The organism is Georhizobium sp. MAB10 (assembly GCF_045012825.1).
Lineage (GTDB): Bacteria > Pseudomonadota > Alphaproteobacteria > Rhizobiales > Rhizobiaceae > Georhizobium > Georhizobium profundi.
Genome location: NZ_CP118314.1, coordinates 3,142,557 through 3,154,768 on the forward strand (window position 1 = coordinate 3,142,557; position 12,212 = coordinate 3,154,768).

Below are 12,212 nucleotides of genomic sequence, written 5' to 3' on the forward strand. Positions count from 1 at the left end.
CGATGGACCGGACAGGGTGATGGCCGAGAACCGATCAAGCAGACAGCTTGACCGCCCCGCTCGATCGCGCTTGCGCCACGAGATCGGAGATCGGGCCGAGCACGCGGTCGCGGATGTCTGGACGCATCAGCGCGAAGGCGACATTGGCCTCGATGAAGCCCTCCTTCGACCCGGTGTCGAACATGCGCCCGGCGAATGGTGCGGCGTAGAAGCTCTGGTGTTCGGACAGGCGCAGCATGGCGTCAGTGAGCTGGATTTCGTTGCCTGCTCCACGCGCCTGCGTTTCCAGAATGCCAAAGATTTCCGGCTGCAGGATGTAGCGACCGTTGATGTAGTGGTTGGAAGGCGCATCATTCGGTTCGGGCTTCTCCACCATCTGCGTGATGGCGAAGCCTTCGCCGACCGGCTCTCCCTTGCCGACGATGCCGTAGCTCTTGGTCTGGGTCGGGTCGCACTGCTCGACGGTCACGACATTGCCACCCGACTGCTCGTAGAGGTCCAACGCAACCGACAGGCAGCCACGCTCGCCAAAGGACACCATGTCGGGCAGAAGCAGCGCGAAGGGTTCGTTGCCGATGATGTCGCGGGCGCACCAGACAGCGTGGCCGAGCCCGTGCGGTGCCTGCTGGCGGGTGAAGCTCACCGTGCCGGCCTTGGGCTGGATGCTGCGAATGGCTTCGAGCTGCGCCGTCTTGCCGGCGCGCTCGAGCGTTTCGATCAGCTCCGGCTGGATATCGAAATGGTCCTCGATGATGTGCTTGTTGCGCCCGGTGACGAACACGATGTGCTCGATACCCGCAGCGTGCGCCTCATCGACGGCATATTGCACCACCGGTCGATCGACGACGGTGAGCATTTCCTTCGGCATCGCCTTGGTGGCGGGCAGGAACCGGGTTCCGAGCCCGGCGACGGGGATTACGGCTTTTCTGACTTTGGTCATCGGCTGTCCATTTCCGTTTGGTCTTGAGCGCCCCCAGCCCTCCAAAATCTGCAGGTTGTCAGCGGCTCTCCAAAAGCCGCCCTTTTGGTAGGAGGCGCCGTACACGCGCCATGATCGGCATTTTGAGATGCAGTACGGCGCGCGGGTCATGGAGCGCGGTGCGCAGCGCCCGCATCGGTGCCTTGGCCTTGATGTCGTCGACGAGGCGCAGAAAGGATGCAGCCTCCTCAAGGCTGCGCTTGCGCCGCGCCTGGGCTTGCCTCGCCCGGTCGTCCAGGTGGTGGTTTGCCACGAAGACCTCGTCGGCGCGGAGCATGGCTGCCACGTGCCGCTGTTCCAGAACGCGCGAAATCGAGCCATCACGGATGTGGTAGACATAGCCTGGCTGCGGCTCGACGACGCAAAGGGCGCCTGCTGCGAGCGCGGAAGCGATCAGGATGTAATCCTCGCCGATGCGCAGGCTGATGTCGTAGCGAAGCCCGTGCGTCTCAACGAAATCACGGCGCAGCATCGGCTTCATGTAACCCAGCGAATAGCCCCGATCGAACATCCGGTTGCCGGCAATGAAGGCCGCCAGATCAAGCTTGCCGAGTTTGCCAAGCGAGTCCGGCGGGAACATCAGCGTGCCCCTCGGCGCCGCATCACCCGCAATCTCGATATTGTCGACGACGATGTCGGCCTGCTCGCGGTCGGCGCGGGCAACGAGCCGCGCCATGCGCTCGGGGTGCATCGTGTCGTCGGAATCCAGTACGGCGACGTAGCGACCGGTCGCGGCATCGAGACCGGCATTTCTGGCTGCCCCTGGCCCGCCATTCTCGGCAAGCCGGATGAGATGCACCCGCTCATCGTCGATCCGCGACACGCTATCGGGCGTGTCATCGACGGAGGCGTCGTCCACCACGATGACTTCGACCTTTACGCCGTCCTGCTTGAGCGCCGTGCGAACAGCGCGCGCGACCGTGTCTTCTGCGTTATAGGCGGCGATGATGATGCTGACATCAGGCTGCATGGCTTTGCCCGCCTTCGCCGTAGAGCACGATTTCGCGAACGCCGATGAGGCCGCTGACGACCCCGGCATGCATCACTCCGCGCAGGGCCTGCCTGTTTCGCCTGACGGGCGAAAGGACGAACAGGGCTGCTGCAGCCACACAGAACGCGACTTTTGCGCCGGCTATCGCGACCTGCTTGATCTTTAGCGACTGCTGCGATGTTGCGAGAAGCCGGCCATGGGTCTGGCCCGTGCGGAACTTCCGCTTCGCCAGCCAGGACAACCTTGCCCGTTCGGCCGGTACCGGTTCGCTGGCTTGGGCATTAGGCGCGAAGGCAAGCGTTCCGCCGGATTGCCGCATCTGGGTGAAGAATTGCGTGTCCTCGCCGCCTGTGCGCCCGAGTGCGAGATCGAAGCGGCGGCCGGCAAGCGGCGGCGCCGTTCGGCGCATCAGCACGTTGCAGGTATAGCCGGTGCGCAATTCCCCACGCACGAAGACCGGCAGTGTGGAATGGAAATCCCCACGCCGCATCCAACCGGGCGCCCCGTCGGCATACATAGCCTCGACCGGGCCGAGGACCGCATCCGCGCCACTGTTCTGCATCTCCTGCAGGAGCGCTGTCAGCCATTGCGGCGATGCCGTGCAATCGTCGTCGATAAAGGCGATCAAGTCGGCTACCGCAGCATCGAGGCAGGCATTGCGGGCGGTCGAGATATTGGATGCCGGGCAATGCAGGTAGCGGATCGGGAAGGGATGAGCTTCACCGATACGCTTGACCAGCGGCGCAGCGCTCGGCGTTACGTCATTGTCCGCAACGATAATCCTGAGTGTCGTGCCGGCCGGCACGCTCAACGCCGCGAGCGACGACAGCGTGTCGGCCAGCTGCGGCCGGCGATAGGTACAGACGCAGATATCGACGCTGGTCATCGTGCCAATCCCTCCGTTGCCGGATGGATAGAGGCTTTTCGCCTGCGACCGATCCCCGCCAGTTGGAGCCAGAAGCCGATGGACCAGGCCAGGTGCATGACCATGGCCGAGAGGGCTGCGAGGGGACCGAGCGACGTGCGCTCGCGCACGGCGATCAAGATCCCATAGGCGAGGCAGGCACCGATCCAGGCCAATGCGGGCAGGACGGCAAGCGCGTGAATGACGGCGAGAGCCGTGCCGGCAACGGCGGGCAGCACCATCATCGGGATCATCTGGCGCAGCTTCGGCACAGCGCGGTGTTTCAGGAGGTTCTTTGCCCGTCCGCGGCCATAACCGAGATACTGCCTGAAGAGCGGCAAAACGCTGGCGCGTGGATAGTAGGTCATGATCGTCCGGTCGGTCATCCAGATGCGGTAGCCCGCCTGCCGCAGGCGATAGTCGAGTTCGGCGTCCTCGTTGTGGCTGAAGCTCTCGTCATAGCCGCCGACGGCGCGAAAGGCGGAGATCCGCATCAGCGCATGGTGGCCATGGTCGGTCCAGTGACCGGCTACCCCTTCGCGATGCTTGGAACCGCCATTGCCGAGCGGCGAATTCTGAGCGATCGCGGTCGCCTTCTGAAAAGGCCCCTCGCCCTTGGTCATCATCGAAACCGTGACCGCATCGGCACCGGTCGCGACGAAGTCCTCTATGAGGCGGTCGCAATAGTCCTGCGGATAATCGCCATGGGCATCGATGCGGATAACGCAATCGAATGCATCGCCGACCTCGGCGACCGCGAGGTTGACGGCTGCAGCCTGCAGCTTGCGCGGATTGGCGAGCAGCCTGACGCGCGGCTCGGCTGCCGCGAAAGCGCGGACGATCTCGCAGGTGGCATCGTCGCTCCCGCCGTCTGCGACCACGACCGTCAGGTCCAGCCGCTCGGCCGAGGGCATCAACCGCTCAAGGAGAGCGCCGATATGCGCCTCTTCGTTCAGCGTCGGGATCACGACGAAGCATCTTGGCATGGCAAGCATCGTATCGCTCATGCGGCGGCCTCCATAGGCTGGCTTGGTGCAAGCGCTGCGAGCCGCTGTACGAGCGCCCGGCAGTCTTCGACGCCATAGGTCCAGGTCGATGCATCGAGCGCCTGCTGGCGCGCGCTGAGACGCTGGAGCTCTTCCTTTGTCAGATCCGAAAGCCTCGCGACGAGATCATCGGCCGAGCCTTCGTCGAGCACGATGCCGATATTTCGCGCCTGCAGGAAACGCGCAGTCTCCGTGTTGGCGCGCGCGATCGGCACGACGCCATGAGCACCGCTTTCGTAGAGCCGGTTCGGCAGCAGCCATTCGGAGTTCTGGCCTGCCTCGAAGAAGTCGATCGCCCAGCAGAAATCAACCGCCACATAATGGCTCGGCAGGTCTTCCGGCTCGTAAGCACCCTCGAAGCGCAGATGGGGCGCATCACGGACCTGCGCATCGAAATCCGGAATTTCGCGGTAGGCCGGGCGGCCGCGCATGACCACCTCGATCGCGCCGTCCATGTTTTCGGCAACCTGTTTCAGGATAGCGAGCGAACGACGGCACCGAAGCGCGCCGAACCAGCCAATGACCCAGGGACGCCCGCCCTGTGGACGGGACGGCGGCGCTTGATGCTCCCCCCCGAGCGCCAGCACCTTGTTCTCCACGAGTTCGACGGGCCCGCTCACCTGGCCGTAGGGCTCGAAATACTCCCGCAGGAATGCCGGCGAACTCGTCATCAGCAGCGCGGCATCGGCGGCAAGCCTGCGCTCGATAGTGCGGAGCGTTGCGGACACGGCGCCGTTGCCGAACAGCAGACGGTGAATGTCGAGCGATTCATAGACAATCGCCGGCGTCGACCGGTAAAGGCCGGCGACGCGGCCGGCGAGCGCCAGCATTTCGAGATTGCGCGCGATGATGATGTCCGGAGCTGCCAAGCCCACAAGGGCTTGCCGCAGGCCGAGTGCGGCTCGGGCCACCGCGGCAATCCTCTGGGCAAATCGGCCGTCTCGCGTCATGCCGAGGTCGATCGGCGTGCCGGCACCGAGCCTTGCCGGAGCCAGCCGCCCTTCCCGCCTGAATCCCGCAACGCGCACCGATGCACCACCGGCCGTCAGCATCGTCACGCGCCTGGCGACGGCGGGGTCTGTCACATCATGAACGAGATAGAGAATGGCCGGCATGGCGCACCTCAATCCATCATGCAGACGAGAGATTCGGGATACTGGCACTCTTCGCCGAGCGCGGTGAACGACACGCGGTCGATCTCGGCGATCCGGGGTGTATCGCTGTCTTCGAATGGGCCCATCCACGATGTGAGCGTGTCGGTTCCCCATACGCTCATGTAGATCTTGGCAGGATGGCTCGGCAGCTTCGCGGGATCGGTTTCCTCGTGCACGAGGTCGCCGTTCACATACCAAGTGATGCGGTCTTCTTCCCAGACAAAGGCATAGTCGTTGAAGTCGCTTGCTGCGCCGCCCTCGACCGGCACGAGCTTCTCGGCGCCGACATTCTGGCCATCGACATATTGATTGACCTGAACGCGCGACGGATCTTTGCCGAGGATCTCGAAGTCGATCTCGTCATGCGGCTGATTGTGGACCGGGCCGATATAGGTGAAGAAGCCCGTGTTGAGGCCGGAGCCTTCCACCGCCTTCATGCGCACTTCGTAGGTGCCGTGATGAAAGCGGGCATGGGTCTGGGCTTCCGCACAGACATGGTCCCGCTCGCCGAGCGTGCGTCGCTCGAACGCCAGCTTCAGACGCCCGTCCGCTACGCTGACCTGATCCCTCGACCACGTGCAGTTCTGGTGAGCACCATTGTTCCAGCCATCGGAAATGTACCAGCGGGCAGGATGAAGACGATCGGCGAAATTCTCGACGAAGGATTGATTGCGTTGGATTTCCTGCGCCTCGGCCGGCACCACGGCGAAGACCAGCAAGGTAGGCAAAATGAGCTTGCAGCCATTGGCTGCCGACAGGGACGAACGCATGTTACACCACTCCAACTTTGGCCCGCCTCGCCCCGGACCGCACCACGACCTCCCTTCGGCAATTCTTATTCGAGTTTGCGGTGCACAATGTGACTTGGCGAGCGAAACGCGTCTGTTGGCGATAACGATTTGTGAGCAGGCGTTATCCGGTCCGGCCGTGACAGGGTCACGCTTTTGCGAGACGAGACCTGCGAATGCTTTGAACAAGGTCTTTGAGGAGCGTCCACTCCAGAGGCACGATCATCACGGCGTAGAGCACGGCGCCGAATAGCCCCGCCACTGCGAGTTGCATGATTGGTGCGCCAATCGCGTCGCCGCTCATTTCAAGCATCACCTTTGTCGCCGAGGCCATGGCGAAGGCAATGATCATGGGGCGGCAGAGAACCAGGAAGCTGCGCCAGAACGGGCGGCCATCGGCCCTGAACACCGCATAGCTGTAGAAGAACAGCGTCAGCCCGTTGGCGATGCAGAGCCAGACCATGGCCGAGACGAGCCCGCCGCTGATCGCGCCATAGGCAACCGCAGCGGTGACGATGCCAGCACGCGCAACCGCCACCCACCACAGGACACCACTGCGGCCGATGCCCTTGAGATAGGGAATGAACGTGCTGCACGGCGCGAGGATTCCTTTGGAAAGCGCAAGCAGGCCGAGCACCGGCCAGGCCCAGGCCCATTGCTCGCCGAAGATCACCAGCATGGCCGGTTCCGCCACGGCCCACAGGCCGAACATCATCGGTGCCAGAATGAGCGAGCAGACCTGCGTCGATAGAAACAGCGCCCGCCAGCGCCGCTCGCGGTCTTCGGCCATATGACTGAAGGTCGGGAACAGCACCCCCATCAGGGCCGCGAGCACCACCTGGTTCGGGATGCTGGAGAACCGGTTGGCGGCCGAATAGGCGCCGGCGTCGGCAATGCCGAGGATCCGGGATATGACGATCAACGGCGATTGGAAGGTGATGAAGTTGAAGACCTCCGATCCCATCAGCCCGGCGCTGAAGCGGCCGAGCGACAGGACGCGGGCGAACGAGAAAGCCAAGCGCGGCCGGTAGCCGGTGGCCATGAACAATCCGAGAAGACGCAGCGTCGCGGAGATGAAGAGCTGCGCGACGAGCGCCCAGAGCCCGAACCCGACCAGCGCGAGCACGACGGCACCGATCGCACCGGCCGACTCCGAGAGCACGCTCCAGAAGGCGTCCCGGTCGAAGGCCATGCGCCGGGCGAGCAGCGCGTAGGCGACATCCCCGCAAAGCTGGATCGGGATGAGGAAGGCGAGAACCTGCAGCACCATACCGCCGCCGGGTGCACCCATCAGCGCCGAAAGCTCCTCGGCGAACACATAGAGACCCGCCGCCATGACGATTGCGATGGCGAGATTGGTCCAGAAGACCGAATGGATGGTCTCCTCGTCCTCGGTCCGTTCGACGATGAGCGCGGCGGCAAGCCCCGCCCCACCGACCATCGTCAGGAACAGGACGATGGTCTGGGCAACGGCAACGATGCCGAACTCCTCGGGCGACAGCAGCCGAGCCAGGATCGGAACCGTGACAAATTTCAGCCCGAATGTGCTCGTCTTTGACAGGACGCTCCAACCGACATTGTTCGTGACAGTCTTCAACGAGATGGCGGGAGGCATCGAGGGGCTCTTTCGTCTTGTCGGATTTCGCCGGTCAGATATCGGCGGAAAGCCACGTTTCGTTTCCATCTCCCGGTTCAAGCCGCGGAGCCAAGAGGCTGAAAGACATGACGAAATGCAGCGTTGTCATTCCCTATTACCAGCGCGAGCCCGGCATTCTGCGCCGTGCGCTGGCCTCTGTCTTTGCCCAGACGCACGCGAATTTTGACGTCATCGTGGTGGATGACGAATCCCCTTACCCTATCGAAATGGAGCTTGATGGGATCAATCCGGGGCAGTTGGATCGGCTGATCATCGTCAAACAGCCAAATGGTGGGCCGGGAGCGGCCAGAAATGCCGGATTGGACCGTGTTCCAGCGGATTCCGACTATGTGGCCTTCCTCGATTCCGATGATGAATGGACGCCCGACCATTTGAAAATTGCGCTCTCTGCGCTGTCACTTTTTGATGCCCAGTGTTATTTCGCCGCGATCGGGGGCGGTGATGCCTTCCATTACCATTTCGATATGACGGCGCTCAGCCAACGGACAGAGCTGTCCCGGCTCTCGGACGACCCGCCGATCTTCGAAGCGGTAGATCTTCCTGGCGTGATGCTCGAAAACTGGAGCTTCATGCACCTGTCCTGCATGGTGATTGCCGCCCCGCTCTTTCGAACCATCCGGTTCGAGGCAAGCCTCAGGCTGGCCGCGGAGGACGTGCTCTTTTTCTATGAATGCGTGCGCAAGGCCAGCAGGTCGATCCTCAGCGACACGCCCGGTGCGGTGCGTGGCGAAGGGCTCAACATCTTCCACGGTGTCGACAACACCTCGCCGCAGTTCCTGAAGCAACAATTCAACACCTGGGCTGCGCTCGACCGGCTGGAGCGGCAGTTCGACCACGCGCCGAAGGACCTTGCCTCGATTGAAGGCTACAAGCAGACCGCCCGTCGCCAGGCGCTGTGGGGGCAGGCAAAGCTCATCAAGCACCGCCGACCGCCTCAGCTCGGCGAGCTGGCCAGATGGGCCTGGCGCGATCCGAAGCTCATGGCGAGCGCGCTTGGCCTTGCCCTATCGAAATTCAGGAAGCAGGCGGAGCGGCCATGACACCTTTCTATTGGGAATCCGACCACGGCAATTTCGGTGACGATCTCAATCTCTGGCTCTGGGACTTCCTGCTGCCGGGCTTTCGCGATGTGGCACCCGATGTGCTGCTCGTCGGCGTCGGGACGGTTCTGAATGCGGATCTCTTGCAAAGCGGCGGGCGCAAGCTCGTCGTCGGATCCGGATTCGGCTACGGCGCGCTGCCTGACATGAGCGACACGTCGCTCTGGGACATCCGCTGCGTGCGTGGCCCGTTGACGGCTGAGAAAGTCGGCTTGCTGGAAGCGCTCGGCATCATCGATCCCGCGGTGATGGTCGCCAATATGCCAGAGTTCCAATCGATCGAGCGCAATGGCGGCACGATCTTCGTGCCGCACTGGGAATCGACGATCGGCAGCCTTTGGCCCGAACTCTGCCGCCTGGCGGGGATGGGGTATGTCGATCCCTGCGGGGAAGCGAAGTCGGTGATCCGTGCCATCGCGAGCGCGGAACTGGTCGTCGCAGAATCGATGCATGCGGCCATCCTCGCCGACGCATTCCGGGTGCCGTGGGTCGCGGTAACGACCTCGAACAGCATCAACAGTTTCAAATGGACCGATTGGGCTCGCTCGGTCGGCGTGGAATATGCACCGCGGCGGCTGCCGATCTCGTCGCGCGCCGAGGCTATCGCAAAGGGTGCATCCTTCTGGGGTGTGGATTTCGCCAACCGGAAAATGACTGCCACCGCCCCCTCTCCGGACGGAACGACAGTGCTCGAGCGGCAGGCTCCTGCCGATCAGGCCGGCAGCTCCGGTTTGCGGCAGTTGACGAAGCAAATCCTTTCGGGTCCGGCGACGCTTGCACTTTGGCGAGCAGCGCGAGCACCCGCGCGGCTCAGCGACGAAGCGCGCCTGAATGAGCGCAAAGCGCGCTTCTCCGCCGTGCTCGACGATATCCGCAGAGATTATTTCTAAGGCGTTGACTAGAAGCGACTATTCTTCGTCGGCGTTCCGCCCGGGAAGCAGATAGCGCGGCAGGATCGCCGGCGTTTTCGCGTTGCTTCGGGAGAGCCGAGCCCGCCTCTTGTCGCGCAGGACGTCTGTCATCACGTGCCAAAGGGAGCGTGGACGTCCGAGAAGCTGTGCAATGGAGGCGCCGAGGCCGATCTCCTTCTTCCTGTCGAGGAACGATCGAAGGTCGTAGCGCCTTCGGATCTGCGCCTCGTGCCGGGAAAGCGCTCCTCGTTCCTCGGCAGTCAGCTCGAACTCTGCACCAATGCGCTGATCGGCCTCGTAAAGCATTTTCAGGTCGACCGTGCGGTGGCGACCGCTCAGCGAATTCGCCCGTACGGTCGCGCCATAGCCACATGTATGGACCACGCGGTATCGGGCGCCGCTCGCTAGCGCACGCAGATAGAGATCATAGTCCTCCCCCAGCCGCATCGTCTCGTCATAGCGCAGCCCGTGGCGGTCGAGAAAAGCACGCTTCATCACCGGTTTGAGAAAACCTATCTCCGCGCGCTCGACGCCGGGCTGCGAGATATTGCCCATTATGAATTGCAGCGTCGTGAGCGTGTAGGCATCTTCGGCGATGTCGGCCACGTCGAGAGGCGCATCGGCTTGCGCGGCATCGATGAGCAGGATGTTGTCTGCGATGAAATCCCAGTCGGCGGATTGACGAAGGAGCCGCTGAAATCGACCCGGCAGGATAAAATCGTCAGCATCCAGAATGGCGACGAACGCGGCGCTTGACGCTTCGAGCGCCCGATTACGGGCATAGGAAGGGCCGGCATTTTCAGGCAGTGAAATGACCTTCAAGCGACCGCTGCCATCGTCAGCTGACGTGGCCACCGCGGCTGTCGCATCGCTCGAGCCGTCGTCGACCACGATCACTTCGCCGACTTCTGGTTCGTCGAGTGCTGAGCGAACAGCCCGGGCGATTGTTGCCGAGGCGTTCATTGCTGCGATGATGACGCAGACCGGGGCCTCCGGCTTGCTGCCCGCGGGAATTGCCATCTCGGGCCTCTCTCGTCATGGAGCGATCCGCCATTGGCGGCGGTGTCCTGCCGTGATTTCCGAAAACTATGGCGAAATGGTGCTGTGCAGCAACCGTGCAGGTGCCGCTAATGCCGGGGGCGGGTCACGGTACCGATGGGGCGAGAGGACGAGCTGTCAGTATTGTCTGCAGCGCTGGGGTGTTGGGTGCGACCTTCACGTTCGGCGCGTTGCGCGGCTTCGTTTTCCTTCCCGCTATCGCGCCAGACCATGAACAAGATTGCCGCAAAATAGCCGACCTGGATCGTCACGGCGCAAATGGCGGTGCTGACGACGGTTGTCCAGGCGGATTGCGTCAACGCAAAGGTTGCAATCGCAAAAACGACGAGCGTTGCGATCATACCGCGAAAGAAAAGCAGAAAGGACATTACCCGCCTCGCCCAGACATCAAAGATGGTCGCAGCGGCCCGCCAAGCCCTGAACCTACCCACTCACAGAAAGTCGGACTGATCGGCTGCATCCTCCAATGACAAGCCGTCCGCTCTGCGAGCCCGACCTTCAACATATCCCACATAGCCGCGCTACCGCAATGTTCCATATGGATTGTTTGGTTGCGCTGCATCATTATCGGCGAGGACATTTAAGCAAAATCAGAAATATTTGGTAAACTGGACACCATCAATTCGCAGGTTCAATTCTGTATATCTCGCTGAACTCTGCCTAATCCACGCTCAATGGAATTATATGAAACAATATATCTCTATAATCACGTTCATTAGCCGCGACGATTAATTTTATTTTTGATTTTTATCAAGGAGGATATTCGTGCTTTGTATCGCAACGTCACAAAATATGATCGATAAGAGCTCAGCGGTCTGAATAACGGCACACATCTGACTTAACCACCACACTCAGGGGTGTTTATGATGCACCGCAGCAGAAGCGCGGTGTTGAAGTTGGAGAGTGTCATGAAGCCAGTCGCCAGATGGTCCGCTCGCGCGGACCACCTCAGTACTTTGTCGTCTATGCCGCCCGCGATTGGAGGCGCGGGAAAGCGCGGGTTCGACATCGTCTGTGCCTTGTCAGCCATCATTGTTCTTGCGCCGCTGCTCTGCATGCTCGCGCTGCTCGTCAAAGCTTCAGACGGCGGCAGCGTCTTCTACGCGCATAAGAGAATTGGCCGGCATGGGCTGCTATTCGGCTGCCTGAAGTTCCGCACGATGGCCGAAAACGGCGATGAATTGCTTGCACAGCATCTTGCTACGTGCCCGGACAGCCGTATCGAGTGGCAGAAGACCCGCAAGCTGAAGGATGATCCGCGCGTTACGCGCGTTGGGCGCGTATTGCGCAAGCTCAGCCTCGACGAACTGCCGCAGCTCTTCAATATTCTGCTCGGCGATATGAGCGTTGTCGGGCCGCGTCCCGTGGTGCAATCCGAACTCGACCTCTACGGCAATGCCGCAGCGCACTATCTACAGTCGCGACCGGGGCTTACCGGCCTCTGGCAGGTTTCGGGCCGCAATGACGTGTCCTACCAGCAGCGCATCGAGTTCGACCGGCATTATGTCGAGAACTGGTCATTTTACACCGACATCAAGATCATCGCGATGACGATACCCGCCGTTTGCGCGTCGCGCGGCAGCTACTGACGCTTCGACGAGACGGGTGCAGCTGAAATCCAAG

General features: G+C 62.0%; 12 protein-coding genes. 3 read left to right on the plus strand and 9 right to left on the minus strand.

Features of this window, described 5'->3' with window-relative positions; translation table 11 throughout:
- Nucleotides 1-34 precede the first annotated feature (34 nt).
- The 7 genes from PU133_RS15025 to PU133_RS15055 form a co-directional block, all read right to left on the minus strand.
- Complete coding sequence (locus PU133_RS15025; RefSeq protein WP_404862341.1) at nucleotides 35-940, minus strand: UTP--glucose-1-phosphate uridylyltransferase; 906 nt, start codon at nucleotides 938-940, stop codon at nucleotides 35-37.
- Between the two features lie 58 nt (nucleotides 941-998).
- A complete protein-coding gene (locus tag PU133_RS15030) occupies nucleotides 999-1,949 on the minus strand; it encodes a glycosyltransferase family 2 protein (protein ID WP_404862342.1) in 951 nt (316 codons plus the stop codon).
- Nucleotides 1,939-2,856 (minus strand): glycosyltransferase, encoded by a 918-nt coding sequence (locus PU133_RS15035; protein WP_404862343.1) that lies wholly within the window; start codon nucleotides 2,854-2,856, stop codon nucleotides 1,939-1,941. Before PU133_RS15035 ends, PU133_RS15030 begins: the two co-directional genes overlap by 11 nt.
- Nucleotides 2,853-3,881 (minus strand): glycosyltransferase family 2 protein, encoded by a 1,029-nt coding sequence (locus PU133_RS15040; RefSeq protein WP_404862344.1) that lies wholly within the window; start codon nucleotides 3,879-3,881, stop codon nucleotides 2,853-2,855. Before PU133_RS15040 ends, PU133_RS15035 begins: the two co-directional genes overlap by 4 nt.
- Nucleotides 3,878-5,035 (minus strand): glycosyltransferase, encoded by a 1,158-nt coding sequence (locus PU133_RS15045; RefSeq protein ID WP_404862345.1) that lies wholly within the window; start codon nucleotides 5,033-5,035, stop codon nucleotides 3,878-3,880. Before PU133_RS15045 ends, PU133_RS15040 begins: the two co-directional genes overlap by 4 nt.
- Before the next feature lie 8 nt (nucleotides 5,036-5,043).
- Complete coding sequence (locus PU133_RS15050; RefSeq protein WP_404862346.1) at nucleotides 5,044-5,844, minus strand: glycoside hydrolase family 16 protein; 801 nt, start codon at nucleotides 5,842-5,844, stop codon at nucleotides 5,044-5,046.
- A gap of 166 nt (nucleotides 5,845-6,010) precedes the next feature.
- Nucleotides 6,011-7,477 (minus strand): lipopolysaccharide biosynthesis protein, encoded by a 1,467-nt coding sequence (locus tag PU133_RS15055; RefSeq protein ID WP_404862347.1) that lies wholly within the window; start codon nucleotides 7,475-7,477, stop codon nucleotides 6,011-6,013.
- Nucleotides 7,478-7,584: 107 nt separating this feature from the next.
- Between PU133_RS15055 and PU133_RS15060 the strand changes: the two genes are divergently transcribed.
- Together PU133_RS15060 and PU133_RS15065 are read left to right on the plus strand one after the other, a co-directional pair.
- The gene (locus PU133_RS15060; RefSeq protein ID WP_404862348.1) at nucleotides 7,585-8,559 is read left to right on the plus strand and encodes a glycosyltransferase family 2 protein; all 975 of its coding nucleotides are present in this window, start codon (nucleotides 7,585-7,587) and stop codon (nucleotides 8,557-8,559) included.
- Nucleotides 8,556-9,509, plus strand: a complete 954-nt coding sequence (locus PU133_RS15065; protein ID WP_404862349.1) for a polysaccharide pyruvyl transferase family protein — start codon at nucleotides 8,556-8,558, stop codon at nucleotides 9,507-9,509. Before PU133_RS15060 ends, PU133_RS15065 begins: the two co-directional genes overlap by 4 nt.
- A gap of 18 nt (nucleotides 9,510-9,527) precedes the next feature.
- Here PU133_RS15065 and PU133_RS15070 read toward each other — a convergent pair whose 3' ends face one another.
- Both PU133_RS15070 and PU133_RS15075 read right to left on the minus strand, forming a co-directional pair.
- Nucleotides 9,528-10,550 carry a glycosyltransferase family 2 protein gene (locus PU133_RS15070; protein ID WP_404862350.1) on the minus strand — a complete coding sequence of 341 codons (1,023 nt, stop codon included), beginning with the start codon at nucleotides 10,548-10,550 and terminating at the stop codon, nucleotides 9,528-9,530.
- Between the two features lie 107 nt (nucleotides 10,551-10,657).
- Complete coding sequence (locus tag PU133_RS15075) at nucleotides 10,658-10,957, minus strand: exopolysaccharide production repressor protein (RefSeq protein ID WP_404862351.1); 300 nt, start codon at nucleotides 10,955-10,957, stop codon at nucleotides 10,658-10,660.
- Between the two features lie 540 nt (nucleotides 10,958-11,497).
- Here PU133_RS15075 and PU133_RS15080 point away from each other — a divergent pair.
- Nucleotides 11,498-12,178 (plus strand): sugar transferase, encoded by a 681-nt coding sequence (locus PU133_RS15080; protein ID WP_404862352.1) that lies wholly within the window; start codon nucleotides 11,498-11,500, stop codon nucleotides 12,176-12,178.
- The last annotated feature ends 34 nt before the right edge of the window (nucleotides 12,179-12,212 follow it).

What these genes read in the sequence shown, in the direction of transcription:
- PU133_RS15065 (WP_404862349.1), top strand. Translation starts at nt 8,556, where the DNA reads ATGACACCTTTCTATTGGGAATCCGACCACGGCAATTTCGGTGACGAT.
- PU133_RS15070 (WP_404862350.1), bottom strand. Translation starts at nt 10,550, where the DNA reads ATGGCAATTCCCGCGGGCAGCAAGCCGGAGGCCCCGGTCTGCGTCATC.
- PU133_RS15080 (WP_404862352.1), top strand. Translation starts at nt 11,498, where the DNA reads ATGAAGCCAGTCGCCAGATGGTCCGCTCGCGCGGACCACCTCAGTACT.
- PU133_RS15055 (WP_404862347.1), bottom strand. Translation starts at nt 7,477, where the DNA reads ATGCCTCCCGCCATCTCGTTGAAGACTGTCACGAACAATGTCGGTTGG.
- PU133_RS15045 (WP_404862345.1), bottom strand. Translation starts at nt 5,035, where the DNA reads ATGCCGGCCATTCTCTATCTCGTTCATGATGTGACAGACCCCGCCGTC.
- PU133_RS15030 (WP_404862342.1), bottom strand. Translation starts at nt 1,949, where the DNA reads ATGCAGCCTGATGTCAGCATCATCATCGCCGCCTATAACGCAGAAGAC.
- PU133_RS15060 (WP_404862348.1), top strand. Translation starts at nt 7,585, where the DNA reads ATGACGAAATGCAGCGTTGTCATTCCCTATTACCAGCGCGAGCCCGGC.
- PU133_RS15050 (WP_404862346.1), bottom strand. Translation starts at nt 5,844, where the DNA reads ATGCGTTCGTCCCTGTCGGCAGCCAATGGCTGCAAGCTCATTTTGCCT.
- PU133_RS15075 (WP_404862351.1), bottom strand. Translation starts at nt 10,957, where the DNA reads ATGTCCTTTCTGCTTTTCTTTCGCGGTATGATCGCAACGCTCGTCGTT.
- PU133_RS15035 (WP_404862343.1), bottom strand. Translation starts at nt 2,856, where the DNA reads ATGACCAGCGTCGATATCTGCGTCTGTACCTATCGCCGGCCGCAGCTG.
- PU133_RS15040 (WP_404862344.1), bottom strand. Translation starts at nt 3,881, where the DNA reads ATGAGCGATACGATGCTTGCCATGCCAAGATGCTTCGTCGTGATCCCG.
- PU133_RS15025 (WP_404862341.1), bottom strand. Translation starts at nt 940, where the DNA reads ATGACCAAAGTCAGAAAAGCCGTAATCCCCGTCGCCGGGCTCGGAACC.